The sequence below is a fragment of the Streptomyces sp. NPDC056231 genome, assembly GCF_048270745.1.
Lineage (GTDB): Bacteria > Actinomycetota > Actinomycetes > Streptomycetales > Streptomycetaceae > Streptomyces.
The window spans coordinates 23,699-49,464 of the sequence record NZ_JBLVKW010000042.1; the positions used below are offsets into that span (position 1 = coordinate 23,699).

A 25,766-nucleotide genomic window follows, 5' to 3' on the forward strand; every position below is an offset into this window, starting at 1 on the left:
TACGGGTCCGGCGGGAGCCCGGCCGGTCCCCGCTTCCCTCCTCTCTCCGGTCAGTGCGTCCGACGGGTGACGAACTCCGCCAGGGCCAGCAGGTCACCCGCCGCGGTCAGGTCGGGAACCGCCCGGGACAGATGGTGGACGGCGCGGGCCATTCGGTCCCCCGCACAGGCCTGTGCCCAGTCCCGGCCGCCGGCGCGGTCGACGGCATCGGCGGCGCGGCTCACCTCGCCCGGCGTGCTCATGGAGCCCCGGTAGAGCCCGGCGAGTTCGGCCGCGGCCGGGGTGTGGGAGGTCAGTGCGGCGACCACCGGCAGAGACTTCTTGCGGGCGGCGAGATCCGCCCCGACCGGCTTCCCTGTCTGCATCGGGTCTCCCCAGATGCCGATCAGGTCGTCGATGAGCTGGAAGGCGAGGCCTGCCTCCCGTCCGAAGCCGTCCATCGCGCCGACCGCCCGTTCCCCCACCCCCGCGTACAGCGCGCCGAGCGCGCAGGCGCAGCCGAGCAGGGCGCCGGTCTTGGCTGTGGCCATGGCAAGGCACTCGTCCAGCGAGACCTCGTCGGGGCCGCGTTTCTCGAAGGAGCAGTCTGCCTGCTGACCTGCACACAGTTCGATGACGCAGCCGGCGAGCCGGGCCGAGGCGCGCGCCGACACCGGGCGGGAGTCCTCGGCGAGCAGCCGGTGCGCGAGGGCGAGCATGGCGTCGCCCGTGATGACGGCGGCCGGGATACCGAAGACCGTCCAGGCCGTGGGACGGTGCCTGCGGGTCCGGTCCTCGTCGATGACATCGTCGTGCAGGAGGCTGAAGTTGTGGACCAGTTCCACGGCCACGGCTGCCCGCACCGACAACTCGGGGTCGCCGCCCAATGCCCTGGCCGCGGCGAGGACGAGCGCGGGTCTGATCGCCTTGCCGGCCTGCCCGCCGGCCGCGGAGCCGTCGGCGCGCTCCCAGCCGAAGTGGTACATCGCCACGCGCCGGACGGATCCGGGCAACGATTCGACCGCGGACCGCAGTTGTGGGTCCACGAGGTTCCGGGCACATTCCAGGAGCGCCGCAGCCTCGTTGCCCTCGGTGGCGGCGTCCGTACTAATCATGGTCACAGGCTCCCCCTGGGGCATCCCCTGACCGGGGTACGCCGGCTCGGGGCACCCCGGCCAGGCGCACCTCCGGACCGGGGGTACGGGTGGTTTCGGTGAGCACCCGGGTCCGGAGCAACCCGGACCCGGGGCATGGATGGACTCGGTGAGTGGGTGGTGTCCACGCGGTCATTGCGGTGGGGCACCCTGGGGCGTCTTTCGCAGGTGACGTCGTCCGCCCGCAGGCGCACCCCGGGCCGAGGCCGTCACGGGCCGGGACCCGGATCCTGGCCGTCCGGTCCGGGCCCTCTGACCGTCAGCGCCAGCGGCTGACCTCGACGTTCTCCAGGACGCCCAGGGCGTCCGGCACCAGGACGGCCGCCGAGTAGTACGCCGTCACCAGGTACGAGATGATCGCCTGCTCGTCGATACCCATGAACCGGACCGAGAGGCTCGGCTCGATCTCGTCCGGGATGCCGGTCTGCTGCAGCCCGATGACCCCCTGCTCTGCCTCGCCCGTTCGCATGCAGATGATCGACGTGGTGCGGGCGTCGGTGACCGGGATCTTGTTGCACGGGAGGATGGGCACCCCGCGCCAGGCGGGCACATGGTGTCCACCGATCTCCACACTCTCCGGCACCAGTCCACGCTTGCTGCACTCGCGGCCGAAGGCGGCGATGGCCCGCGGATGCGCGAGGAAGAGCTTCGATCCGCGGCGGCGCGAGAGCAGCTCGTCCATGTCGTCGGGGCTGGGCACCCCGTCGTGCGGCTGGAGGCGCTGCCCGTAGTCGCAATTGTTGAGCAGCCCGAACTCGCGGTTGTTGATCAGCTCGTGCTCCTGGCGCTCGCGGAGCGCCTCGACCGTGAGCCGCAACTGCTGCTCGGTCTGGTTCATCGGCTGGTTGTAGAGGTCGGCGACCCGGCTGTGGACCTTCAGCACGGTCTGGGCGACGCTCAACTCGTACTCACGAGGGGCGGATTCGTAGTCCACGAACGTGTGCGGCACGACGGCCTCGCCGACATGGCCCGCGGAGAGGTCGATCTCCGCCTCGCCGTACTTGTTGGTGCGCTGGCGGGGGATGTTGAGCAGCCCGGTGAGATGTGCGCGGAGCGGCTCCGCCCGCTCGGCGAGGTTGAGCACGTCCGCCCGCCTCAGCGTGAGCACCGTGCACGCCGTGACGGCACGTGCGGTGTACTCCCAGACGGCGTCGCCCTCGATCAGCGAGTGGTCGCCGAAGTACGCCCCGTCGGCGTGCACCCCGAGCACGGTCTCGTCGCCGTACGGGCCGGTGCCTACCTTCTCGACCTTGCCGTGCGCCAGCAGGAAGACTCGGTCCGCCGACTCCCCGGCCGCGGCGATCACCTGACCTGCGGCGATCTCGCGCTGTTCGCACCGGCGGGCCAGCTCGGCGAGCACCTCCTCATCGGCGAAGTCCCGCAGGGCGGGCAGCTCGCCGAGTTCCGCGGGGATCACCGTGACCCGGTCGCCGGTCTGCACGAAGGTCACCCTGCCGTCTCCGACCGAGTAGCTCAGCCGGCGGTTCACCCGGTATGTGCCGCCCTGCACCTGCACCCAGGGGAGCATGCGCAGCAGCCACCGCGAGGTGATCTCCTGCATCTGCGGAGCGGACTTGGTGGTCGTCGCGAGGTTCCGCGCGGCCGCCGTGCCCAGACTCTGCTGCGGCGATACCTGCGCGTTCTGAACCTCTTCACCAACGGACATCTGACGTCCTCTCGATCATCGGCTGACCTGCGTGAAAAGCCTTTCAGGATGGGGACTGGGCACGCCATTACACAAAAGAGTGTGACTAATCGGGCTTTGGGCTGGGCACGACGCTCCGCGATGCCTCCGGGCGCCAATAACTTGCATCCTGGATGCAAGTTATCTAACGTGACGGTCATGCGGCTGACGAGATTCACAGACGTGGCGCTGCGCGTACTGATGCGCCTCGCCGTCGTGGAGAACGAGGAACCGCCGACCACCCGGGAGGTGGCGGCGACCATGCAGGTGCCGTACACCCACACCGCGAAGGTGGTCGCCCGGCTCCAGCACCTCGGCCTGATCGAGGCGCGACGCGGCCGCGGCGGCGGGCTCAGCCTCACCGAAGCCGGCCGGTCCGCATCGATCGGCGGACTCGTCCGCCAGCTCGAAGGGCCCGGCGATGTGGTCGATTGCGAGGGCAGCACCCCCTGCCCGCTGCGCTCGGCCTGCCGGCTGCGCGGCGCCCTGCGCCTGGCGGAGGAGGCCTTCTACGCCTCGCTCGACCCGATCACCGTCACCGAACTCGTCACCTCCCCCACCGGCCCCCTGCTGATCGGCATCAGCCGCAGCCGTCCCGCCGACTGAATCCCCCGCCCGGCACAGCCCGGGCTCACGTCTGCCCAAAAATAAGAATCCAAAATACCAATTCAGCACCCCGAGGAGTCCGCCCGATGCTCTCCGAGTCGTCGACCGCCACCGTCCGTGCCACCCTCCCCGCCGTCGGCGCAGCCATCGGGGACATCGCCGATCTCTTCTACCAGAAACTCTTCGACGCCCACCCCGAGCTGCTGCGCGACCTCTTCAACCGCGGTCACCAGGCCTCCGGCGCCCAGCGCCAGGCCCTCGCCGGGTCCATCGCCGCGTTCGCGACCCAGCTGGTCGAGAACCCGGACACCCGTCCCGACGTGATGCTCAGCCGCATCGCCCACAAGCACGCCTCGCTCGGCGTGACCGCCGCACAGTACGACGTGGTGCACACCCATCTCTTCGCCGCCATCGCCGAGGTGCTCGGTGACGCGGTCACGCCGGAGGTCGCGGCCGCCTGGGACGAGGTCTACTGGCTGATGGCCAACGCCCTGATCGCCATCGAGGACCGGCTCTACGCCCAGCAGGGCCTCGTCGCCGGTGACGTCTGGCGTGAATGGGAGGTGGTCGCGAGGATCGAGGAGAACGACGACGTCGCCACCTTCCAGCTTCGCCCGGCCGACGACGCGCCCGCCCCCGCCTTCCGGCCCGGTCAGTACGTCTCCGTGCAGGTGGAACTGCCCGACGGAGCCCGGCAGATCCGGCAGTACAGCCTCACCTGCGCTCCCGGGTCCCAGCTGCACTCGATCACCGTCAAGCGGGTGCACGGCGGCGGTTCGCCCGACGGCGAGGTCTCGGCGCACCTGCACACCACCACCCGCGCCGGTGACCGGCTGCGCGTCTCCGCCCCGTACGGCGATCTGGTCATCGACGCCGTCGACGCCCCGCTGCTGCTCGCCTCCGCGGGCATCGGCTCCACCCCGATACTGTCGATGCTGGAGCACCTCGCGGCGACCGGCCACCGGGCCCCGGTCACCGTCGTGCACGGCGACCGCTCCCCCGCCGACCACGCCCTGCGCGCCGACCATGCGCAGCTCACCGCCAAGCTGCCGGACGCCGCAGCACACTTCTGGTACGAGAACCCGGAGCCCGGCCACCCGGCCGACCGCACCGGCCTGGTCGACCTGGGCAGCATCCCGGTCCTGCCCGGCACGCACGCATACCTCTGCGGTCCGCTGCCCTTCATGCGGGCCGTGCGCACCCAGCTGCTGGCCAAGGGTGTCCCGGCGTCCGACATCCACTACGAGGTGTTCGGCCCCGACCTGTGGCTCGCCCAGGACTGAACCGCCTTGGGTGCTCGCGGACTTGACCGGATCGGCTCGCACGCCGCCCGAACAGGGGGCCCGGGAACGGCCCGGAGTCCGGCACTCCGGTACAAGCGCTGCAAGGATTCGCTCCCCACGCGCACAAGGAGTCGGCCATGTCCTCACCCAGGTCCGCGAGCACCTTCCTCGAAGTCCTGATGCACGAAGGACTCGCCGTCGTCCGGGCCGGCGACTGGCGTACGCACAACCGCAACCACAAGGGCCCCTGGGGACCCGTCAACGGCGTGATGATCCATCACACCGCCACCAGGGGCACCGAGGCCACCGTCCGCATCTGCTGTGACGGCCACCCGGAGCTTCCCGGCCCCCTCTGTCACGGCGTGATCGCCAAGGCAGCCCGGCAAGGCCGATCCGCGCGGCTTCACGACGGACTGCCTGCGCGCCCGGATCCATGACCGGCTGGCGTAGCCGTACGCCCCCGCCCGAGGTCACCGGGGTGCCGGGCGACAATGGGCCCATGCCCTCCGATCCGCCCGCCCTCTCCCGGCTGCGGCCGGTGCTCCCGTCGCCCCTGCAACCGGCCGAGGACGAGCGCTTCGCCCGGCACGGCGTCCGGCTCCTGCTCAAACGCGACGATCTGATCCACCCCGATCTGCCGGGCAACAAGTGGCGCAAACTCTCTCCCAACCTGGCGGCCGCCGCCGGGCGCACCGTGCTGACCTTCGGCGGTGCGTACTCCAACCATCTGCGCGCCACCGCTGCCGCAGGCCGGCTGCTCGGCTTCCCGACCGTCGGCGTCGTGCGCGGCGACGAGCTGGCCGGCCGCCCGCTCAACCCATCGCTGGCGCAGTGCGCGGCGGACGGCATGCGTCTGCGCTTCGTGGACCGTGCGACGTACCGCGCGAAGAGCGATCCAGCGGTCCTGGCGGGGCTGCTGAGCGACTGCGAGGACTGCGTGGTCGTCCCGGAGGGCGGCAGCAACGCTCTGGCGGCACAGGGCTGCACAGAGCTGGGGAAGGAACTGCGCGGCCGGGCCGATGTGGTCGCGGTGGCGTGCGGCACCGGTGGCACCCTCGCCGGTCTCGCCGCGGGCCTCGCACCCGGTCAGCATGCACTCGGTATCCCGGTGCTGCGCGGCGGCTTCCTGGGGGACGCGGTACGGGAGCTGCAGCGGGAGGCGTTCAGCGGCCCGGCCGGGGCGTGGTCGCTGGACGAACGCTTCACCTTCGGCGGCTATGCCCGGACGACACCGGAGCTGCACGCCTTCGCCGACGACTTCGAGGACCGGCACGGGCTGCCCGTCGAGCGTCTCTATGTCGCTAAATTGCTCTATGGACTGACGACACTCGCCCAGGAGGGCGCGTTCGCTCCGGGCACCACGGTCGCCGCTGTCGTCACGGGTCAGCCCTGGGGGGCGTCGGACTCCTCCCGGTAGGCCGCCGCCTCCTCCAGGTCCAGCCGCCGCAGCAGGTTCCGCAGCATCTCGTCGTCGATCCGGCGTTCGTCCCGCAGCCGGACGAAGACGGTGCGCTCGGCCTCGATCATTTCGCCGGCCAGCCTCCGGTAGGTGTCGTCCGCCGACTCCCCGGTCAGCGGATTGGCGGCGCCGAGCCTCTCCCACACGGCGTTGCGGCGGCGCTCCAGGACGGTGCGGAGCCGGTCGGTGAGCGGTCCGGGCAGGCAGTTGCGCGGGTCCTGGAGGAGCTCTTCCAGGCGCGCCTCGGCGGCCGCGGACGCCTCGCTCTGCGCCTGCGCCTCGGCGAGGGTCTCGGCCTGCGCGTCGCGCCCGGGGAGCTTCAGGACGCGCACCAGGAGCGGCAGGGTGAGCCCCTGGATGACCAGCGTGCCGATGACGGTCGTGAAGGTCAGGAAGAGCACCAGGTTGCGGGCCGGGAAGGGGGCCCCTGCGGTCGTCAGCACCGGAATGGAGAAGGCGATGGCGAGCGAGACGACGCCGCGCATACCGGCCCAGCCGACGATCAGGGGCGATGTCCAGTTGGTCCCAGGTTCGCGTTCCCTGATCCGGCGCGAGAGCCAGCGGGGCAGGTACGTGGCCGGGTACACCCAGACGAAGCGGACCACAACGACGGCGAGGAACACGGCAACCGCATACCAGAGCGCCTCCGCGACGGCATACGTACCGAGCCCCTTCAGCACGAAGGGCAGCTGCAGTCCGATCAGCGCGAAAACCGCCGACTCCAGGATGAAGGCGACCATCTTCCACACGGCCGCCTCCTGGAGCCGGGTCGCGAAGTCGACCTGCCAGGAGCGGTGCCCCAGGTAGAGCGCGACGACCACCACGGCGAGCACTCCGGAGGCATGCACCCGTTCCGCCGCCGCGTACGCCACGAAGGGGATCAGCAGCGACAGGGTGTTCTGCAGCAGGGGTTCCCCGAGATGGGTACGGAGCCAGTGCAGCGGCACCATCAGCACCAGGCCGACCCCGACACCGCCGACCGCCGCCAGGAAGAACTCGCCGATCCCGGCTCCCCAGCTCATGCCCTCGCCGACGGCTGCGGCCAGCACCACTTTGAAGGCGGTGATCGCGGTCGCGTCGTTCACCAGGGACTCGCCCTGCAGGATCGTCGTGACCCGGGCGGGCAGCCCGACCCGACGGGCGATGGCGGCGGCCGTGACGGCATCCGGCGGCGCGATGACGGCGCCCAGCACCAGCGCAGCGGTCAGCGGCAGGTCGGGCACGAGCCAGTACGCCAGCCAGCCGACCGCGAAGGTCGCAAAGAGGACGTAGCCGACGGAGAGCAGGGCGATCGGCCTGATGTTGGCCCGCAGATCGAGATACGAGCTGTCGACCGCAGCCGTGTAGAGCAGCGGCGGCAGCAGCAGCGGCAGCACGATGTGCGCGTCCAGGGTGTACGTCGGCACCCCGGGCAGGTAGGACGCGAGCAGCCCCGCGGTCACCAGCAGCAACGGGGCCGGTACCGGGGTGCGCCTCGCCGCGCCCGCGATCGCGGCACTGGCCGCGACCAGTGCCACCAGCGGCAATGCGTCCATCTCACGGTCCTCGCATCCGTCGTAACCTGACAATCATGAGTGAGTGCCTGCACGTTCTCGAACTGCCGAGCCCCGAGCCCGTCCCACTCGATGCCACATGTCCCGAATGTCTCGCCGCAGGCACCCACCCCGTGCAACTGCGGCTCTGCCTGGTCTGTGGCCATGTCGGCTGCTGCGACTCGTCGCCCCTGCAGCACGCGACGGGACACTTCAAGGAGACCGGCCATCCGGTCATGCGGAGCTTCGAGGCGGGAGAGAACTGGCGCTGGTGCTTCGAGGACGGTTCGATCGTCTGACGCCTGGGTACGTCAAACCGGCGCCGGTTCTTCGCAATTGACTGCCACAGACCTCTAGCCACTGTATGTGCTCATAGGTTTACCATGAGTGACAGTCGTTGGGATGGGGTCCCGGCGACACGGCATCATGGATCGCGATAGCGTCGCCGGACCAAGAACCGAAGACGTACCGCATGGCTCCGGGGCGCTCTCCCGGAACCTCGAATGAGTTTGTGCCACCTTGGAGGTGAGGGTGTCCCAGATCGCAGGCGAGCCCGGGAATCAGGACTTCGTGGAAGTCCGACTGCCCGCTGCGGGTGCCTACCTGTCGGTGCTGCGTACGGCCACGGCCGGTCTCGCAGCGCGCTTGGACTTCACTCTCGACGAGATCGAGGATCTTCGCATCGCGGTCGACGAAGCCTGCGCGATCCTGCTTCAGCAGGCCGTGCCGGGCTCTGTCCTCAGCTGCGTGTTCCGGCTCGTCGACGACTCCCTTGAGGTGACCGTGGCCGCCCCGACGACGGACGGCCGGGCCCCGGAGCGCGACACCTTCGCCTGGACGGTGCTCTCCGCGCTGGCCGGCAAGGTCGACTCCACGGTCGCCGATGACCGCACAGTCAGCATCAGCCTGTACAAACAGCGCGGCGCGGGACCCGGGCCGGCGTGAGCAACGGGAACGGGGACGGTCCGGTGCGGGACGAGACGATCCGACCAGGGGTGGTGCGAGCAGCAGGCATCCCGGAGCAGCAGGCCCTGCCCCATCCGGTGGACGGGGCGGACGGGCCTGTGGTCCGTACGGTCGCGGTGGAGCAGTCGCAGGCGGAGCGGGCAGGCCAGATGAGCGAGCACGGGCACCACGATCCACATGACCGCAGCGGGGCGCGGGCGCTCTTCTACGAGCTCCGGGAACTCCCCGACGGCTCGCCGGAGAAGGCCGAGCTGCGCAACCGGCTGGTGCGGATGCATCTGCCGCTCGTGGAGCATCTGGCCCGCCGGTTCCGCAACCGCGGCGAGCCGCTCGACGATCTGACCCAGGTCGCCACCATCGGCCTGATCAAGTCGGTGGACCGGTTCGACCCGGACCGGGGCGTCGAGTTCTCGACATACGCCACGCCGACCGTCGTCGGCGAGATCAAGCGCCACTTCCGCGACAAGGGCTGGGCGGTCCGGGTGCCGCGCCGGCTGCAGGAGCTGCGCCTCTCGCTCACCACGGCCACCGCCGAGCTCTCCCAGCAGCACGGCCGGTCGCCCACGGTGCACGAGCTGGCGGAGCGGCTGGGCATCTCCGAGGAAGAGGTCCTGGAGGGCCTGGAATCGGCCAATGCGTACAGCACGCTGTCGCTCGACGTACCGGACACGGACGACGAGTCCCCGGCGGTGGCGGACACGCTGGGCTCGGAGGACGAGGCGCTGGAGGGCGTCGAGTACCGGGAGTCACTGAAGCCGCTCCTGGAGGATCTGCCGCCCCGGGAGAAGCGCATCCTGCTGCTCCGGTTCTTCGGCAACATGACCCAGTCGCAGATCGCGCAGGAGGTCGGCATCTCGCAGATGCATGTCTCGCGTCTGCTGGCACGCACGTTGGCGCAGCTGCGCGAACGGCTGCTCGTCGAGGAGTAGCCGGACGGGCTGCGGGCACTGTGGTTCAGCAGCCGCACGGTGCGCCTCCGCGCCCCAGGGCTGTCCCGTCATCCCTGGTGGATCAGCACACGGCGTCAGATCGCGCGGTGTCAGATGTGGTGCACCACAAGGCGGAGGGGCGTCCTCATACGGGTGCATTCGGGCGTTCCGACAACGCGGCGAGGTGCCATAGCCGTCGTCGTGCGCCCGCCAGGATTTACGGGACAGCCCTCAGAGCGTCGCGCCCGGTCCCCGGATGCCGAGCGCTTCCCGGGTCGTCGGCCTGGCCAGCTGGAAAAGCGCCGTCAGCGAAACCGCGGCGAGGACGATCCCGGCCGGGATCAGCGCGCCGTGCGACCGCAGCAGCGTCCAGGCCACCGGCAGCGCGATGATCTGTGTGATGAGCGCCGGGCCGCGGCTCCAGCTGCGCCGCCGCATCAGCCCGCGGGCCGCGATCAGCGGGATCAGACCCAGGGCGATCAGGGTGAGCCCGCCCGTCTCCGCCTGCTGCGGGCTCTCGGGGTGGCCGAGCAGCCCCATGACCAGCATGTAGATCCCGCCGAGGGCGAGCGCCGCCCCTTCGAGGACGTTGAGCCCGGCCACGAGGGTGATCCTGGCCGGCTTCGTCGGCTCGGCCATGGGCGACGAGGACGGCGTGTTCTGCTGAGTACTCACCCTTGCAGGTTGACATCCCGTCCCGGTGAAAGCGAAGCCGGGGTCGGGGCCGGGGTGCCGTGCCCGAGCCCCTCGCAGCCGGGCCGTCACCGAATGTGAAGGGCAGGGGGCGGGGCTTCAGACCGGTACCGCACGGTAGGTAGTCTGGCGGTCATGCGTGCACTCCTCGTGGTCAATCCAGCTGCTACCACCACCAGTGCGCGCACCCGTGACGTGCTCATTCACGCGCTCGCCAGCGAGATGAAGCTGGAGGCGGTGACCACGGAGTACCGAGGGCACGCCCGCGACCTGGGACGGCGGGCCGCGGACTCGGACGACATCGATCTCGTCGTCGCCCTCGGCGGCGACGGCACGGTCAACGAGGTCGTGAACGGTCTGCTGCACCGCGGTCCCGATATAGACAGCCTGCCGAGCCTGGCCGTGGTTCCCGGCGGCTCCACCAATGTCTTCGCGCGCGCCCTCGGCCTGCCGAACGACGCGGTGGAGGCGACCGGCGCCATCCTGGACGCGCTCGCCAACCGGACCGAACGCACGGTCGGCCTGGGACTTGCGGCCGGCACGCCGGGCACCGAGGACGAGTCGGTCCCCGAACGCTGGTTCACATTCTGTGCCGGTCTCGGATTCGACGCAGGCGTGGTCGGCCGCGTCGAACAGAAGCGTGAACTCGGGAAGCGGTCCACGCATGCGCTGTACGTGCGCCAGGTGGTCCGGCAGTTCCTGGAGGAGCCGCACCGGCGGCACGGGGTGATCACGCTGGACATCCCCGGCCGCGACCCGGTCACCGATCTCGCGCTTTCCATAATTTCGAACACCGCCCCCTGGACCTACCTGGGGAATCGCCCGATGTACGCATCCCCGAAGGCGTCGTTCGACACCGCTCTGGACGTCCTCGGGCTGAAGCGCCTCTCCACTCCGGCAGTCGCCCGCTACGGCACCCAGCTGCTCACCTCGACCCCCGAGAAGGGCCCGCACGGCAAGCACGCGGTTTCACTCCATGACCTCACGGACTTCACCTTGCATTCAAAGGCCCGGCTGCCCTTCCAGATGGACGGTGACCACCTGGGGCTGCGTACGAGTGTGACGTTCACAGGCGTACGCCGTGCACTGCGTGTGATTGTGTGAGCGGAAGGACCCAAAGTCCTTTAACTCGAACGTTTGGACTGGCTTCCACCCCATGGAAGTACGGCTGTGACCTAGCCGACACCGAGGAATCAAAAAAAAGTTTCCAGAAGGGGTTGTATCCGCCGCCGAGGTTTGCGAATCTCTACATGGCGATCGGGACGGCCCGCAACAACGGCCTCCACTGAGAGCCAGAACCCCTCCTCACTTGCACAGGACCACAACCAGTTCATCTGGGCGTCGGCCCATCATCTGCGGGGGGATTCGTGAAAGCGTTCACATTCACAAGCAACGTGTAATACCAAGGAGAGGTAGCAGCCATGGACTGGCGTCACAACGCCGTTTGTCGTGAGGAAGACCCCGAGCTGTTCTTCCCCATCGGCAACACCGGTCCTGCGCTGCTGCAGATCGAGGAAGCCAAGGCCGTCTGCCGTCGCTGCCCCGTCATGGAGCAGTGCCTGCAGTGGGCGCTCGAGTCCGGCCAGGACTCCGGCGTCTGGGGTGGCCTCAGCGAGGACGAGCGCCGCGCAATGAAGCGCCGCGCCGCTCGCAACCGGGCGCGTAACGCCAGCGCCTGATTCGACGCCACCGCTACGAGCCTCAGTCAGGCGGCGCGTACAGAGCGTACGCACGAACCCGCCCCCCGAGTCGCAGCGCGCAGCACCCCAAAAGCGCATGCATGAAGCAGTGGGCCCGGACCGTGATCAACGGTCCGGGCCCACTGCTTTGCGCATTCCCGTTCGCGCCGTCCGCCGGGTGCGTCCCGGCGGCGGCCGGTCACTTCTCCGCGCGGACCGGAATGTCGAGGACCACCCGGGTGCCGCGCTCGGGGGCCGGGACCATGCCGAACGATCCGCTCAACTCGCCCTCCACCAGCGTCCGCACGATCTGCAGCCCCAGGTTGCCGGCCTGCTGCGGGTCGAACCCCTCGGGCAGCCCACACCCGTCGTCCTGGACGGTGATCAGCAATCGCGCCTCGGTCGACAAGCCGCCGCGCACCGCCGAGACCTCGACCGTGCCGGTCTGGCCGACGGTGAACGCGTGCTCCAGGGCGTTCTGCAGCACCTCGGTGAGCACCATGGCGAGCGGAGTGGCCACTTCCGCATCGAGGATGCCGAAGCGCCCATTACGCCGGCAGACGACCCTGCCCGGGGAGATCTCGGAGACCATCGCGATGACCCGGTCGGCGATCTCGTCGAACTCGACCCGCTCGTCCAGATTCTGGGACAGCGTCTCATGGACGATGGCGATCGAACCGACGCGCCGTACCGCCTCGTTGAGCGCTTCACGGCCCTGCGTGGACCCCATCCGCCGGGCCTGCAGACGCAACAGGGCAGCCACCGTCTGGAGGTTGTTCTTCACCCGGTGATGGATCTCCCGGATGGTGGCGTCCTTCGTGATCAACTCACGTTCGCGGCGACGCAGTTCGGTGACGTCACGGAGGAGGACCAGGGAGCCGATCCGGACTCCCTTGGGCTTGAGCGGGATCGTCCGGAGCTGGATCACGCCGCCCGCGCATTCGACCTCGAACTCACGGGGCGCGTAACCGCTCGCCAGTTTGACCAGGGCTTCGTCCACCGGGCCGCGGGAGGGGGCGAGTTCGGCAGTGGTCCGGCCGAGGTGGTGTCCGACGAGGTCGGAGGCGAGACCGAGGCGGTGGTACGCGGACAGGCCGTTGGGGCTGGCGTACTGGACGACGCCGTCGGCATCGAGCCTGATCAGACCGTCACCGACGCGCGGCGAGGCATCCATGTCGACCTGCTGACCCGGGAACGGGAAGGCCCCGGCGGCGATCATCTGGGCCAGGTCGGAGGCCGACTGCAGATAGGTGAGCTCCAGCCGGGAAGGCGTGCGGACGGTCAGGAGGTTCGTGTTGCGGGCGATGACGGCCAGAACCCGGCCCTCACGGCGTACGGGGATCGACTCGACCCGAACCGGCACCTCCTCGCGCCACTCCGGGTCACCCTCGCGCACGATCCGGCCCTCGTCGAGCGCCGCGTCCAGCAGCGGACGGCGACCGCGCGGCACCAGATGGCCGACCATGTCGTCCTGGTACGAGGTGGGTCCCGTGTTGGGCCGCATCTGGGCGACGGACACGTAGCGGGTCCCGTCACGGGTGGGCACCCACAGGACAAGGTCGGCGAAGGACAGGTCGGAGAGCAGCTGCCACTCCGAGACCAGCAGATGCAGCCACTCGAGGTCGGTGTCGCCGAGGGCTGTGTGCTGGCGGACGAGGTCGTTCATGGAGGGCACGTGTGCGAGCGTACCTGTGGATACGCGATGGTTCCGAACCGAACGACCTGCTCGTGCGTGCAGGAGGAGAGGGGCCGGAAATTGGCGTGCTCCGATGGATGGACAGACGAGAATGGTCTAGTCCACAATGCTCAAGTCAGAGCTTCCGCTCTCCCCGCACAGGAGAGTGGATCGAGGTACCCGCGCTCTCTGCCCTGACTGCGCCGGTACCTCCCCCGGCCGGGGGCACCGCACACCGCCGGCCGAGCAACTCCGGGCTGCGGTGCCGGACGGGCTGAGGGTCCCGTACTGGCGCCGCGGCCCGCGGGTGTTTCTGCGGGCCTCCCGCCGGAGACCGGCACGGTCAGCGGGTCTCGGTGACCGCGGCCAGGGCGCGGGGCGCGCCCGGGTCCTGGTCGCGGGCGACCGTCACCTCGTACGCCGGCAGCCGCAGCGGCAGGATCTCCACGATCGACTGGACCTCCTCGGCGCCCCCGGCCGCCGGCAGGACGAATCCCGCGGATGCCGCTTCCACCTGGGCCTGGGGGCCGGTCATCAGGGGGTCTGCGCCGCGGCCGTCCGTGACGACGGCGATCGCCGGGGAGATGTTGTCGACCATGACGAGCGGACCGTGCAGCAGATCGGCGCCGGAGCAGGAGAGAGCGGCGATGGAGGTCGTCTCCGTCCGACCACGGGGTACAGGAGATCCTCCGGCGCGCGAAGGGAACCCGGAGGTCGCCTTCGGGTTGCCAGGTTCTGCTAGATTAGCCTTAGATTGGTCTATACCACATAGAGACTCTTCAGATCGGCAGGCCCCGCGTGGAAGTTGTCATCGTCCCGGACGCCAAGGCAGGCGGCGAACTCATCGCGGGAGCCATCGGCGCCCTGCTGAGCCGCAAGCCCGACGCTCTTCTCGGCGTTGCCACCGGCTCGACCCCGCTGCCCATCTACCAGGCCCTGGCGGCCAAGGTGCGCTCCGGCGAGGTGGACGCCTCGCGTGCGCGCATCTGCCAGCTCGACGAGTACGTCGGTCTGCCGTCGGGCCACCCCGAGTCGTACCGTTCGGTGGTGCTGCGCGAGGTCGTCGAGCCGCTCGGACTGTCCGAGGAGTCCTTCATGGGCCCGGACGGCTCCGCCGAGGACGTCCAGGCCGCCTGCGAGGCCTACGACAAGGCGCTCGCCGAGGCGGGCGGAGTGGACCTCCAGTTGCTCGGGATCGGCACGGACGGGCACATCGGCTTCAACGAGCCGTGCTCCTCGCTGGCGTCCCGTACCCGGATCAAGACGCTGACCGAGCAGACCCGGGTCGACAACGCGCGCTTCTTCGACAACGACATCAGCCAGGTGCCGCACCACGTCATCACGCAGGGCATCGGCACGATCCTGGAGTCCCGCCACCCGATCCTGCTGGCGACGGGCGAGGGCAAGGCCGAGGCGGTGGCTCTGACGGTGGAGGGGCCGGTGGCGTCGTTCGTACCGGCGTCGGCCCTGCAGCTGCATCCGCACGCGACGGTGGTCGTGGACGAGGCCGCGGCGTCGAAGCTGAAGCTGGCGGACTACTTCCGGGCCACGTATGCGGCGAAGCCGCGGTGGCAGGGGATCTAGGGGATCCAGGGCAGGTTCCGAAAGGGCCGGGGCACCGTGCGGGGTGTCCCGGCCCTTTCGTCTGCCGGAGTGTGCCGGATGCACGACCGGCTTGCGCGTCGTCCTCGAACGCCGGACCGGAGTCGGAACCCCTGACGGCGTGTGGACCGTTCCCGGGTCAGGCTCCGGACGGGCCGGACGATCCCGTGATGGCCTCTGCGGCTGCCTGGCCGCAGACTCGGGCTGCGCCGTGGGTGGCTACGTACAGGGCGCCTCTCGGGGACTCCTGGGGAACGCCCATTTCGACCACCACCGTGTCGGGACGCTCGGCAATCAGCGCGTCCACGGCGTCCGTCATCCACGGGTGGCGGTGGGCATCGCGGACGACCGCGACAATGCGGCGGTCCCCCGCGGCGCCCAGGACCGCTGTCACGGGCGCCTCGGTCTCACTGTTGCAGGTGTCGGTGCCGGTGCCCGGCAGGATCCGGGCCAGTTCGGCCGCGATGCCCCACGGGGTCTCGTCGCCGACCGCGATGTTCGCGACCGGGGTGAACGCGGCGACGTACGCCGGCTCGGTCAGCGGTTCGGCCGTGCCGGTCACCCGCACCGCACGGCGGGCGGCCACCAGGCCGATGTCGGAGGCGACACCGGTGTTGGGCGCGGTCCCCTCCTGCGTCGCCGCGTCCGGCGCCGGGACGGCCCCCCGCGCCCGCTGCGTCCAGGACGCGAGGGCACGTACCCGTGCCGCCGCGTCGGCCAGCCGCTCCTCGGGCAGTTCGCCGGTCCGTACCGCCGCGACCAGCGCGTCACGCAGCCGCAGCACGGTGGCCTCGTCGTCCAGCCCGCCGCCGACACAGATCGCGTCGGCGCCCGCGGCGATCGCGAGGACGGAACCGCGCTCGATCCCGTACGTCGAGGAGATGGCCTGCATCTCCATGCCGTCGGTGACGATCAACCCGTCGTAACCCAGTTCCTCGCGCAGCAGACCGGTGAGGATCTGCGGGCTCAGCGTCGCCGGGCGGTCGGGGTCGAGCGCGGGAAGCAGAATATGCGCGCTCATCACGGATTTGGAACCCGCTGCGATCGCCGCCCGGAAAGGCACCAGCTCACGGGCGTGCAGGGTGTCGAGGTCCACATCGATGCGGGGCAGCGCGTGGTGCGAGTCGACCGCGGTGTCGCCGTGCCCCGGGAAGTGCTTGGTGCAGGCAGCGACCCCGGCGGCCTGGAGTCCCTCGACGTACGCGGCGGTGTGCCGGGCGACCAGGTGCGGGTCGGCTCCGAAGGACCGAACGCCGATGACCGGGTTGCCCGGGTTCGAGTTGACGTCGGCGGACGGCGCCCAGTTGAGGTTGACGCCGCACTCGGCGAGCCGGCGGCCGAGCTCCTGGGCGACCGCACGGGTCAGCCCCAGGTCGTCGACGGCGCCGAGCGCGAGGTTGCCGGGGAAGGACGAGCCCTGACGCACCTCGAGCCGGGTGACGTCACCGCCCTCCTCGTCGATCGCGACGAGTACGTCGTCCCGCTCGGCCCGGAGTTGGGCGGTGAGTGCGGAGAGCTGCTCCGGCGTCTCGATGTTGCGGCCGAACAGACCGACGGAGGAGAGTCCCTCGCCGACTCGGCGCAGCAGCCAGTCCGGCGCGGTGGTCCCGGCGAACCCCGGCTGCAGGACGGCGAGGGCGTCGCGCGTGACGGTGTCCGTGGTGGAGGTGAGTGTGGTCATGGAGCGGCGTTATCCCTTCACGGCGCCGTCGGTAAGACCGCTGACGGCCTTGCGCTGCAAGTAGATGAAGAGGATCAGGATCGGGATCGCGAAGAGCGAGGAGGCAGCCATGGTCGCCCCCCAGTCGTCACCGAACGCCGTCTGGAACTGCGAGAGCCAGAGCGGCAGGGTCTGGGACTCGATGTCCTTGTTGAGGATGAGGACGAGCGGGAACTCGTTCCAGGCAGTGATGAATCCGAAGAGCGAGGTCGCCATCAGACCGGGGCCGAGCAGCGGCAGGATCACCTTCCTGAACGCCTGCGGGCGGGTACAGCCGTCGACCATGGCGGACTCCTCCAGCTCTTTGGGCACCGCGGCGACATAGCCGCGCAGGGTCAGGACGGCGAAGGGCAGGACCATCATCATGTAGAAGACCGTCAGCGGGACCAGGCTGTTCAGCATGTCGGCGTCGCGGACCAGCATGTAGATCGCGATGACCATGACCTCCCACGGCGCCATCTGCGCGATCATGAACGTCAGCAGGATGCCACGACGTCCCTTGAAGCGCATGCGCGCCATCGCGAAGGACGCCAGCAGCGCGATCACCAGCGAGGCGGCCACGGAGAGGATCGTCACCGTGAACGAGTTGCCGACCAGGGTCCAGAAGTGGTCGGCCTCGACGGCCTTCTTGAAGTGCCCGAGGGTGATGTCGGTGGGGAACCACACCGGGGTGTCGGTGATGATGTCGCCGGTCGGCTTGAACGCCGTGCTGAACATCCAGTAGACGGGGAAGGCGAAGCCTATGAAGAGGACGACAGCCGTCAGGTTGGGCCAGATCCGGCCGAACAGTGAGCGCCTCACAGCTCGTCCTCCTCTTGCTTGAGTACGGTGCGCAGGTAGTAACCGGTCATCGCCAGCAGAACGATGATCGTCAGGAACGAGATGGCCGCGCCCATGCCGAAGTGCTGGTTGCCGACGCCTTCGACGAACGCGTAGACGGGCAGGGTCTCGGTGAGCCGGTCCGGGCCGCCGCCGTTGATCGCGAAGAGCTGGGCGAAGGACTTGAAGACCCAGATGACTTCGAGGAACGTCGTGGCCAGCAGGAACGGCTTGAGGAACGGGAGCGTCACCGAGGTGAAGCTCTTCCACGATCCGGCGCCGTCGAGCGAGGCGGCCTCGTACAGCTCCTTGGGGATCGTCGTCGACGCGGCGTACAGGTTGATCGCCACGAACGGGATGGACTGCCAGACGATCACCAGGGTGACCAGCGAGAAGGTGGAGAACTGACTGCTCGTCCAGTTGAAGTCGGCCATCGAGTGCCAGCCGAGACTGTCGAGGACGTAGTTGACGACACCGAACCGCTGGGCGAACAGCCACTGGTAGACCGTGGTCGCCGCGATCATCGGCATGGCCCAGGCGAGCACCAGGCCCAGCATGAGCAGCAGTCGCATCTTCTTGCCCAGCCGCGCGAGCAGCAGGCCGACCAGCGTCCCCAGCAGCATGATCAGGACGACGTTGGCCGCGGTGAAGAGGACCGACCGCTCGACGACCTTCCAGAAGTCCGAGCTGCCGAGGATTTCCTTGTAGTTGTCGACGCCGTTCCACTCGGTCAGGTGGAGGATCAGCTGGCGCGGGTTGAGGTTCTGGAACGACAGCATGCCGTTCTTGACCAGCGGGTAGCCCAGGAGCACCACTGTGGCGAGCAGTGCGGGCAGGAGGAGGAGGTAGGGGGCGGATCCGCCGGCCCGCTCCGTGCTCGATGCGGCAGGGCCGCCCGGAGGGGCGTCATCCTTGCGGACGCCGGCTGCCGGGACCGAGTCCACTGTTTCGGTCTGCACTGACATGCTCGCCATCTCTTCTTGGGCCGTACGGTCGAGTCACGCGGGAGCGCCGGGGGGCGGCAGGTGCCCGCCCCCCGGCGCGCGCGGTCAGCTCTTCTGCGAGAGACGCTTGTTGATCTCCGCCTCGACCGCCTTGGCGGCGTCGGCCGGGGACTTACCGTTCAGGACCGCGGTCATGTAGCTCTTGATCGGGTTCGGCGCGTTCTCGACAGCGGCCCATTCGGGGATGAGCGGGGTGGTGCCACCGCCGGCGGCGGCCGGGGCCGCGGCCTCGGCGGCGCCGTTGCCGGTCAGGTTGGAGTTGAGCGACTCCTTGTTCGGGATGACGCCGTTCTCCTTGGCCAGCTGGCCCTCGAACTGGTCGGACAGGGCGAGCTTCAGGAACTCCTTGGCGAGGTCCTGCTTCTTGCTGCCCGCGGCTACCGCGAAGTTGGAGCCACCGAGGAAGACGCCCTCGGGCTTGTCGGCGGTCTCACCCGGGATGGTGAAGTAGCCGATGTCGCTCTCGATCTTCTTGTTGGCCGCGATGGCCGTGCCGGCCTCCCAGCCCATGCCGATGAAGGCACCGACCTTGCCCTTGGCGAAGACCTCGGCCTGCTGCGGGGTGGCCTCGTCCTTGTCCTTGGGGGCCTTGGAGTAGGACTGGTACTTCTTGTAGAGCTCCATGGCCGCGGCGACCTTGGGGTCGGAGAGGTTGGAGACGTACGTGTCGCCTTCCTTCTTCACTAGGTCCGCGCCCTGGCCGATGGTCAGGCCGTCGAAGAAGTACCAGTTCTGGCCGGGCATGTAGATCGGCTCGGCCTTGCCCTTCTCCTTGATGGCGTCGAGGTCCTTGAAGAACTCGTCGCGCGTCTTCGGGGTGTCCGTGATGCCGGCGTCGGCCCAGACCTTCTTGTTGTAGATGACGACGCGGTTGGCGAAGTACCACGGGGCGGCGTACTGCTTGCCGTCGAAGACGGAGGACTTGTTGAGCGCGTCGACCCAGTCGCCGCCGATCTCCTGCTTGAGGTCGCTCAGGTCGGCGAGGCCACCGGTGGCCGCGTAGGCCGGGGTCTGGGTGTTGCCGACCTCGATGACGTCCGGCGGGGTCGACTCGGAGAGAGCCGTCGTGATCTTCTGCTGAATGCCGTCCCACTTCTGGGTCTGGAACTTCAGCGTGGCGCCGGTCTTCTTCTTGAAGGCGGCGGTGAGGTCCTTGGTCCAGCCGGGAGGCGTGGAGCCGTCCATGGCCCAGACGGTCAGCGTCTGCCCCTTGTAGCTGTCGGGCCCGGACTTCTTGCTGCTGTCGGTCTTGTCGTCCGAGCCACAGGCAGTGGCACCGGCCAAGAGAGCCACCACACCGATGGCCGCGATGAGTCCGCGCTTCACGACACCCTCCTCAGGGATGCAAGAGAATTCCCCCCACCACCCGAGATCGCCGTCCGTCGCACAATTGCATGCGACGGGTACTGCCCGTGGGGCTGGGACCTGGTCTTTAATGGTTTAGACCAGCACTCGGAGCTTGGCCTAGACCTTTAGGGGTGTCAAGGGTGTATAAGAAGTGCAATCGCGCCCGTTATAGGACCGACACCTGAGGGAGGGCGACGAGCCGTGACCGGACCGTGCCACCATGTGAGCCGCAACAGACGGAGGAGCAGGTGACGGCAGCAACGCAGCAGTCGGGAAGGCGGGCCATGGGTGCCGGCGGGGGCAGTACGGAGAACGAGACGGGCGCGGGCACGCGCACCGCGCGGGTCCCGAAGTACTACCGGCTGAAGCGCCACCTCCTCGACATGACGGACACCATGCCGCCCGGCACCCCGGTGCCACCGGAGCGGACTCTGGCCGCCGAGTTCGACACCTCGCGCACCACCGTGCGCCAGGCGCTCCAGGAGTTGGTCGTGGAGGGCCGGCTGGAGCGCATCCAGGGCAAGGGCACATTCGTGGCCAAGCCGAAGGTCTCACAGGCCCTGCAGCTCACCTCGTACACCGAGGACATGCGCGCCCAGGGTCTGGAACCGACCTCTCAACTCCTGGACATCGGATATGTCACGGCCGACGACACCCTCGCCGGGCTGCTGGACATCACAACCGGCGGCCGGGTGCTGCGGATCGAGCGACTCCGCCTGGCCAGCGGTGAACCGATGGCCATCGAGACCACGCACCTTTCGGCCAAACGTTTTCCCGCGTTGCGTCGTTCGCTGGTGAAGTACGCCTCGCTCTACACGGCGCTGGCCGAGGTGTACGACGTACGGCTCGCCGAGGCCGAGGAGACGATCGAGACCTCGCTCGCCACCCCGCGCGAAGCCGGCCTGCTCGGTACGGACGTGGGCCTGCCGATGCTCATGCTGTCCCGTCACTCCCTGGACGGACGCGGCGAACCGGTCGAGTGGGTGCGGTCTGTGTACCGCGGCGACCGTTACAAGTTCGTGGCGCGTCTGAAGCGGCCGACCGACTGAGACCGACCGGCACATGGCGACGCCGCCTCCCATGTGCCGGTCGGTCCAGGACCGCGGACCAGCTCCTGACCGGACAACTGTCGGCCCCGGACAGAGCATCAGGAGTCGGTCCGCCGGGCAGAATCCCCTCCAGCGGCTCCGTCACCCTTTTGCTGGACAGGGGGGTGACGGTGACCGGAGGACTCCCCTAGATTTCCTGCGCATGACGACAGGTGATCAGCGAGGGGACGGAGGCACCACATGCCCGAGGAAACAGACGCGAAGCCACCGACAGTCACACCGGTGAGAGTGCTCATCGCCCTCTGTCTCGCCGCCCCGTTCGTGGCGATGCTCTGGGTGGGTTCGTACGCGAAGGTGGACCCCACCTTCATCGGCATCCCGTTCTTCTACTGGTACCAGTTGGTCTGGGTGCTGATCTCCACGGCGCTCACGATGGTCGCGTACAAGCTCTGGCAGCGTGACCAGCGCGCCCGCAAGGGGGGTGCGTCGGCATGAAGGACGGCGTGAACGGCGTCGCGCTCGGCGTCTTCATCTTCTTCTTCCTGGCCGTCACGGTCATCGGCTTCATGGCCGCGCGCTGGCGCAAGGCCGAGAACGAGGCCAGCCTGGACGAATGGGGCCTGGGCGGCAGGTCGTTCGGCACCTGGGTCACCTGGTTCCTCCTCGGCGGCGACCTCTACACCGCGTACACCTTCGTCGCCGTACCCGCCGCGGTCTACGCAACAGGAGCGGCCGGCTTCTTCGCGGTCCCGTACACCATCCTGGTGTACCCGCTGATCTTCACCTTCCTGCCGCGCCTGTGGTCGGTCTCGCACCGGCACGGGTACGTCACCACCTCGGACTTCGTCCGAGGTCGCTTCGGATCGAAGGGTCTGTCGCTGGCGGTCGCCGTCACCGGCATCCTCGCCACGATGCCGTACATCGCGCTCCAGCTCGTCGGCATCCAGGCGGTGCTGGACGTGATGGGCGTCGGCGGCGGCGAGAACACCAACTGGTTCGTCAAGGACCTGCCGTTGCTGATCGCGTTCGCGGTGCTCGCCGCCTACACGTACTCCTCCGGGCTGCGCGCCCCCGCGCTGATCGCGTTCGTCAAGGACGGGCTGATCTACCTGGTCATCGCTGTGGCGATCATCTACATCCCGATCAAGCTGGGCGGATTCCACGACATCTTCGCCGCCGCGCAGGAGAAGTTCGCGGGCCCGCCCGGAGGGAAACCGACCGGCGCGCTGGCTCCCGCCGAGGCCAAACAATGGACCTACGCCACTCTGGCGTTGGGCTCGGCGCTGGCACTGTTCATGTATCCGCACTCGATCACGGCGACGCTCTCCAGCCGCAGCCGCAATGTGATCCGGCGCAACACCACGATCCTGCCGCTGTACTCGCTGATGCTGGGCCTGCTGGCGCTGCTCGGCTTCATGGCGATCGCCGCCGGGATCCAGGTCGATAACGGCCAGTTGGCCATCCCGCAGCTGTTCGAGAACATGTTCCCGGACTGGTTCGCGGGTGTCGCGTTCGCCGCCATCGGCATCGGCGCGCTGGTGCCCGCCGCGATCATGTCGATCGCCGCGGCGAACCTCTTCACCCGGAACATCTACAAGGACTTCCTGAAGCCCGACGCGACCCCGGAGCAGGAGACCAAGGTCTCCAAGCTGGTGTCGCTGCTGGTGAAGGTCGGCGCGCTCGCCTTCGTCCTCACCATGGACAAGACGGTCGCGATCAATTTCCAGCTGCTCGGCGGGATCTGGATCCTGCAGACGTTCCCGGCGCTGGTCGGCGGCCTGTTCACCCGGTGGTTCCACCGCTGGGCGCTGCTCGCGGGCTGGGCGGTCGGCATGGCGTACGGCACGCTCGCCGCGTACGGAGTGGCGATCCCGACCCAGGCGCACTTCGGCGGCTCCTCGAAGGAAATCCCGGGGATCGGCGAGATCGGCTACATCGGTCTGACGGCGTTCGTGCTGAACGGTGTGGTGACCCTGGTACTGACCTTCGTCCTGAACGCAGTGAAGGCCCCGGCGGGCGTCGACGAGACCTCCCCGGCGGACTACACGGCGGACGCGGGCGACCCGGGCGTCCAGGTGGAACTCCCCTCGGCCAGGCCCGAGTCGAGCCCGTCACCCGACGCGAGCCCATCCGCCGGCTAGAAGACTGCTGAAAATCTTGTCGAAGGGTCCAGTCCTGTCCTGGGTAACCGGGTATCGCCTGGGGTGGATGTTCTCAGCCGCTCCGACGGGGCGGCTCCCAGACCGAGCAGTCGTGTGCGAAGAGCACGCGTCGGGGGTCGAAGTCGGTGAGCCGCTCCAGCAATGCTCGCCGTCGCACGGGAGACGCGCGGCCTTGGCGCCGGCGAGGCGCTCGTACAGGCCCGTATCGACCGGGCTCCCGGCACGGAAGGCATCGCGCGGCTCGTCCTGTCGACGACGCCGGCCATGCTCGCGGCCCACCGGGGCTACCGCCGCCTGGGCTTCGTACGGACTCCGGAGCGCGACTGGGATCCCATTCCAGGTCTCCCGCTGCTCACGTACAGCCTGAGCCTGTCAACTACCCGTCGCTGAGGCGATGGGCTTGCGTTACGCGACATCACTGGCGGTGATGCGTTGTCCGCGTTCAGCCGTCCGCCGTGGAGGCGGGACGGCAGGGGCCGTTGACGGGGCCCCGCGTCGCCACAACGTCCACGCGCGGGCGCGGATGTTGCGGGAGCCGTTCCGGTCGGCGTGATCAACGAATCCGCACGACCGGCACACGAACCGGGCCTGGGAGACCCGGTTCGCCTTGTCGATGTGCCCGCACTGGGCGCAGGTGCGGGAGGTGTACGCCGGGTCGACGTACACCACCGGCACTCCTGCCCGGCGGGCCTTGTACACGATGAACTCTCCCAGCTGGGCGAAGGCCCCGGTGTGGAGCGTGGCCCGTTGGGGCTTGCGAAGCCGTACCCTCGCCCGGATGCCCGTGAGGTCTTCCAGGGCGATTCCGCGCGAGGTGCGTTCAGCCTCGGCCACGATATGTTTCGCGATCTTGTGGTTGATGTCCCGGGCCCGCCGCGCGTCCTTGCGGCGCCGCCGTACGGCGCGGCGCATGGCGGACTTGGTGTTCTTCTTCTGCAGCTTGGTGCGCAGCTTCCGGTCGCGGAGCCGCATGCGGTTTAACTGCCGTCCGGCCATGATGCGGCCGTCCGAAGTGGTGGCGATGTTCACGATCCCCAGATCAACCCCAAGGAAATCCACCGGATCGGTATTCAGTTCCGCTTCGGGCACCTCGCAGGTCGCGACCAGGTACCAGCAGCCGTCCCGGCACACCAGATCCGACTCACCCTTGCGATAGCGGGCGAGGGTGGCCAGCTGCTCCGTACTGCCGGTGAACGCGACTCCCTTGACCCGCCCGGCAGTCGTCCAGATCGAGACGGTGCGCGTGTCCATCTGCCAGGACAGCATCCGGTCGTCATAGGGCTGGGCCGCATGAGACCGGAAGGAGACCGGCTTGCCGGTGGTCTGGCGGTGGCGCTTCGTGCCGGGCCTGCCGAGGTTCCCCGCCCGCAGGTTCGCCTGCAGCGTGGTGTACGCGTCGCAGGTCTTCTTGATCACGTGCTGGGCGGCCTGCGCTCCCAGCCCCCACCGCTCCTTCACCTCGGCGTAGGTGTGCTCGCGCAGCGCGAAGTTCCGGAACGTTGCCCTCTCGAACGCAACCTCACTCGCCCACGAGGCTGCCTCGTTGCAGGCACGCAGGGTCGCCTCAAGTGCCGCCGCCTGCACGGACGTCGGTAAGAGCTTGACCTGCACCACCAGCTTCACCCGGCCAGACTAACGCCCAAGATTGACCCACGTCCTGAGATTAGGCACTACACACCGATATACACGGAGGAAGAATGATCATTCACACCCTGCACGCCCACTTGGTCTTCATCCCCACATATGGCGGGGCGTGTTCACCGACGAGATCCTGATGCGCTGCGCGCAGGTCATGGGGGGACGTAAGCGGACTTCGGTACCACGCTGGTCGAGTTCAACGGCAAACAGGACCAAGCACGTTCATCTCCTGGTCCACTACCCGCCCAAAGTCGCGCTCTCCGAACTCGCCGGCTGCCTCAAGGACGCCTCCAATCGCCACCTCCGACAGGACTCGCCCGACCCCACCCACAAGCACCTGTGGGGCCAGCACTTCTGTCTGGTCACCGTCCCGCTTCGCCCCGTCCTGCGGCGGGGCACCCCTGTCCCTCATCAAGGAGTACATCGAGCAACAGAAACGACCCACCTGACCTTCGAAACTGTTCCAGCACTCCGCACCTACGAGCCACGGGAAACAATTCCTCCCGGGCCCAAGCATCGGGGCTCCTTGTACGATCATGCTGAACCCGTACGACACAACATGTGGGGGCCGCCTCATCGGGCGGCCCCCACATGTATGCTCATGCTCGCTGTCGCTGCAGGGAAATCCGGTGCGAATCCGGAACTGTCCCGCAACGGTATATTCGGGTCCCTTTTGCGCACCCTGAAAGTCCGAGGACCTGCCGACAGCGCGTCCGGCTCGACCGATCCGGACGCCCAGACGTCCGGGCCTCGCGGATGGGCCGGTGGACGCCGCACGCAGTGCTG

Annotated in this window: 22 protein-coding genes, 5 pseudogenes and 1 riboswitch; of the genes and pseudogenes, 15 read left to right on the plus strand and 12 right to left on the minus strand. The window is 68.8% G+C overall.

The features are described 5' to 3' along the window. Positions 1-50 precede the first annotated feature (50 nt). The gene (locus ACNPQM_RS27280; protein WP_418086075.1) at positions 51-1,094 is read right to left on the minus strand and encodes a family 2 encapsulin nanocompartment cargo protein polyprenyl transferase; all 1,044 of its coding nucleotides are present in this window, start codon (positions 1,092-1,094) and stop codon (positions 51-53) included. Positions 1,095-1,392: 298 nt separating this feature from the next. Further along, entirely contained in the window at positions 1,393-2,799 is a 1,407-nt protein-coding gene (locus ACNPQM_RS27285) for a family 2B encapsulin nanocompartment shell protein (protein WP_418086076.1), read from the minus strand. Between the two features lie 177 nt (positions 2,800-2,976). Between ACNPQM_RS27285 and ACNPQM_RS27290 the strand changes: the two genes are divergently transcribed. From ACNPQM_RS27290 to ACNPQM_RS27305, 4 genes and pseudogenes are all read left to right on the plus strand, one after another. Continuing rightward, positions 2,977-3,423 (plus strand): RrF2 family transcriptional regulator, encoded by a 447-nt coding sequence (locus tag ACNPQM_RS27290; RefSeq protein WP_358859748.1) that lies wholly within the window; start codon positions 2,977-2,979, stop codon positions 3,421-3,423. A gap of 86 nt (positions 3,424-3,509) precedes the next feature. Continuing rightward, positions 3,510-4,706, plus strand: coding sequence for a globin domain-containing protein (locus ACNPQM_RS27295; RefSeq protein WP_418086077.1), 1,197 nt, complete (start codon positions 3,510-3,512; stop codon positions 4,704-4,706). A gap of 137 nt (positions 4,707-4,843) precedes the next feature. Beyond that, positions 4,844-5,089: pseudogene (locus tag ACNPQM_RS27300) on the plus strand (N-acetylmuramoyl-L-alanine amidase); the annotation flags it as partial. A gap of 116 nt (positions 5,090-5,205) precedes the next feature. Then, positions 5,206-6,123: a 1-aminocyclopropane-1-carboxylate deaminase/D-cysteine desulfhydrase gene (locus ACNPQM_RS27305; protein ID WP_358859746.1), complete on the plus strand. Its 918-nt coding sequence runs from the start codon at positions 5,206-5,208 to the stop codon at positions 6,121-6,123. Here ACNPQM_RS27305 and ACNPQM_RS27310 read toward each other — a convergent pair. Continuing rightward, entirely contained in the window at positions 6,090-7,700 is a 1,611-nt protein-coding gene (locus tag ACNPQM_RS27310) for a Na+/H+ antiporter (RefSeq protein WP_418086078.1), read from the minus strand. The genes ACNPQM_RS27305 and ACNPQM_RS27310 overlap by 34 nt on opposite strands. 35 nt (positions 7,701-7,735) lie before the next feature. On the opposite strand from ACNPQM_RS27310, the gene ACNPQM_RS27315 reads away from it, so the two are divergent. From ACNPQM_RS27315 to ACNPQM_RS27325, 3 genes are all read left to right on the plus strand, one after another. Further along, complete coding sequence (locus tag ACNPQM_RS27315) at positions 7,736-7,996, plus strand: UBP-type zinc finger domain-containing protein (RefSeq protein WP_358859744.1); 261 nt, start codon at positions 7,736-7,738, stop codon at positions 7,994-7,996. 232 nt (positions 7,997-8,228) lie between these two features. Further along, a complete protein-coding gene (locus tag ACNPQM_RS27320; protein WP_030915678.1) occupies positions 8,229-8,642 on the plus strand; it encodes an anti-sigma regulatory factor in 414 nt (137 codons plus the stop codon). Then, positions 8,639-9,592: an RNA polymerase sigma factor SigF gene (locus tag ACNPQM_RS27325; protein ID WP_398954625.1), complete on the plus strand. Its 954-nt coding sequence runs from the start codon at positions 8,639-8,641 to the stop codon at positions 9,590-9,592. Before ACNPQM_RS27320 ends, ACNPQM_RS27325 begins: the two co-directional genes overlap by 4 nt. Positions 9,593-9,823: 231 nt before the next feature. Here the strand turns inward: ACNPQM_RS27325 and ACNPQM_RS27330 are convergent, their stop codons facing one another. Then, entirely contained in the window at positions 9,824-10,195 is a 372-nt protein-coding gene (locus ACNPQM_RS27330) for a hypothetical protein (RefSeq protein ID WP_418086093.1), read from the minus strand. Positions 10,196-10,420: 225 nt separating this feature from the next. On the opposite strand from ACNPQM_RS27330, the gene ACNPQM_RS27335 reads away from it, so the two are divergent. Both ACNPQM_RS27335 and ACNPQM_RS27340 read left to right on the plus strand, forming a co-directional pair. Further along, positions 10,421-11,389 carry a diacylglycerol/lipid kinase family protein gene (locus tag ACNPQM_RS27335; RefSeq protein WP_358859742.1) on the plus strand — a complete coding sequence of 323 codons (969 nt, stop codon included), beginning with the start codon at positions 10,421-10,423 and terminating at the stop codon, positions 11,387-11,389. A gap of 317 nt (positions 11,390-11,706) precedes the next feature. Next, positions 11,707-11,964: a WhiB family transcriptional regulator gene (locus tag ACNPQM_RS27340; protein ID WP_003953983.1), complete on the plus strand. Its 258-nt coding sequence runs from the start codon at positions 11,707-11,709 to the stop codon at positions 11,962-11,964. A gap of 199 nt (positions 11,965-12,163) precedes the next feature. Here the strand turns inward: ACNPQM_RS27340 and ACNPQM_RS27345 are convergent, their stop codons facing one another. Together ACNPQM_RS27345 and ACNPQM_RS27350 are read right to left on the minus strand one after the other, a co-directional pair. Further along, the gene (locus tag ACNPQM_RS27345) at positions 12,164-13,630 is read right to left on the minus strand and encodes a PAS domain-containing sensor histidine kinase (protein ID WP_418086094.1); all 1,467 of its coding nucleotides are present in this window, start codon (positions 13,628-13,630) and stop codon (positions 12,164-12,166) included. A 352-nt stretch (positions 13,631-13,982) separates the two neighbouring features. Then, positions 13,983-14,300, minus strand: a pseudogene (locus tag ACNPQM_RS27350) (glucosamine-6-phosphate deaminase); the annotation flags it as partial. 137 nt (positions 14,301-14,437) lie between these two features. Between ACNPQM_RS27350 and nagB the strand changes: the two are divergent. After that, entirely contained in the window at positions 14,438-15,223 is a 786-nt protein-coding gene (nagB, locus tag ACNPQM_RS27355) for a glucosamine-6-phosphate deaminase (RefSeq protein WP_358859741.1), read from the plus strand. A gap of 157 nt (positions 15,224-15,380) precedes the next feature. Here the strand turns inward: nagB and ACNPQM_RS27360 are convergent, their stop codons facing one another. From ACNPQM_RS27360 to ACNPQM_RS27375, 4 genes are all read right to left on the minus strand, one after another. After that, positions 15,381-16,922 carry a glycoside hydrolase family 3 protein gene (locus tag ACNPQM_RS27360; RefSeq protein ID WP_358859740.1) on the minus strand — a complete coding sequence of 514 codons (1,542 nt, stop codon included), beginning with the start codon at positions 16,920-16,922 and terminating at the stop codon, positions 15,381-15,383. 9 nt (positions 16,923-16,931) lie between these two features. Next, complete coding sequence (locus tag ACNPQM_RS27365; protein WP_358859739.1) at positions 16,932-17,762, minus strand: carbohydrate ABC transporter permease; 831 nt, start codon at positions 17,760-17,762, stop codon at positions 16,932-16,934. Continuing rightward, complete coding sequence (locus tag ACNPQM_RS27370) at positions 17,759-18,745, minus strand: carbohydrate ABC transporter permease (RefSeq protein WP_418086079.1); 987 nt, start codon at positions 18,743-18,745, stop codon at positions 17,759-17,761. The genes ACNPQM_RS27365 and ACNPQM_RS27370 overlap by 4 nt, the downstream gene beginning before the upstream one ends. An 84-nt stretch (positions 18,746-18,829) precedes the next feature. Next, the gene (locus ACNPQM_RS27375) at positions 18,830-20,110 is read right to left on the minus strand and encodes an extracellular solute-binding protein (protein WP_358859737.1); all 1,281 of its coding nucleotides are present in this window, start codon (positions 20,108-20,110) and stop codon (positions 18,830-18,832) included. A gap of 305 nt (positions 20,111-20,415) precedes the next feature. On the opposite strand from ACNPQM_RS27375, the gene ACNPQM_RS27380 reads away from it, so the two are divergent. The 3 genes from ACNPQM_RS27380 to mctP all read left to right on the plus strand — a co-directional run bounded on the left by ACNPQM_RS27380 (position 20,416) and on the right by mctP (position 23,321). After that, positions 20,416-21,180: a GntR family transcriptional regulator gene (locus ACNPQM_RS27380; protein WP_358859773.1), complete on the plus strand. Its 765-nt coding sequence runs from the start codon at positions 20,416-20,418 to the stop codon at positions 21,178-21,180. Positions 21,181-21,420: 240 nt separating this feature from the next. Beyond that, positions 21,421-21,675, plus strand: a complete 255-nt coding sequence (locus ACNPQM_RS27385; RefSeq protein WP_358859736.1) for a DUF3311 domain-containing protein — start codon at positions 21,421-21,423, stop codon at positions 21,673-21,675. After that, a complete protein-coding gene (gene mctP / locus ACNPQM_RS27390) occupies positions 21,672-23,321 on the plus strand; it encodes a monocarboxylate uptake permease MctP (RefSeq protein ID WP_418086080.1) in 1,650 nt (549 codons plus the stop codon). Before ACNPQM_RS27385 ends, mctP begins: the two co-directional genes overlap by 4 nt. Before the next feature lie 73 nt (positions 23,322-23,394). Here mctP and ACNPQM_RS27395 read toward each other — a convergent pair. Continuing rightward, positions 23,395-23,481, minus strand: a pseudogene (locus tag ACNPQM_RS27395) (N-acyl homoserine lactonase family protein); the annotation flags it as partial. A gap of 2 nt (positions 23,482-23,483) precedes the next feature. On the opposite strand from ACNPQM_RS27395, the pseudogene ACNPQM_RS27400 reads away from it, so the two are divergent. Continuing rightward, positions 23,484-23,732, plus strand: a pseudogene (locus ACNPQM_RS27400) (GNAT family N-acetyltransferase); the annotation flags it as partial. Positions 23,733-23,747: 15 nt separating this feature from the next. On the opposite strand, the gene ACNPQM_RS27405 reads toward ACNPQM_RS27400, so the two are convergent. Then, entirely contained in the window at positions 23,748-24,965 is a 1,218-nt protein-coding gene (locus ACNPQM_RS27405) for an RNA-guided endonuclease InsQ/TnpB family protein (RefSeq protein ID WP_418086081.1), read from the minus strand. A 74-nt stretch (positions 24,966-25,039) separates the two neighbouring features. Between ACNPQM_RS27405 and tnpA the strand changes: the two are divergent. Continuing rightward, positions 25,040-25,429 (plus strand): annotated as a pseudogene (gene tnpA, locus ACNPQM_RS27410) (IS200/IS605 family transposase). Positions 25,430-25,568: 139 nt separating this feature from the next. Next, positions 25,569-25,701: riboswitch (cobalamin riboswitch) on the plus strand. Positions 25,702-25,766 lie beyond the last annotated feature (65 nt).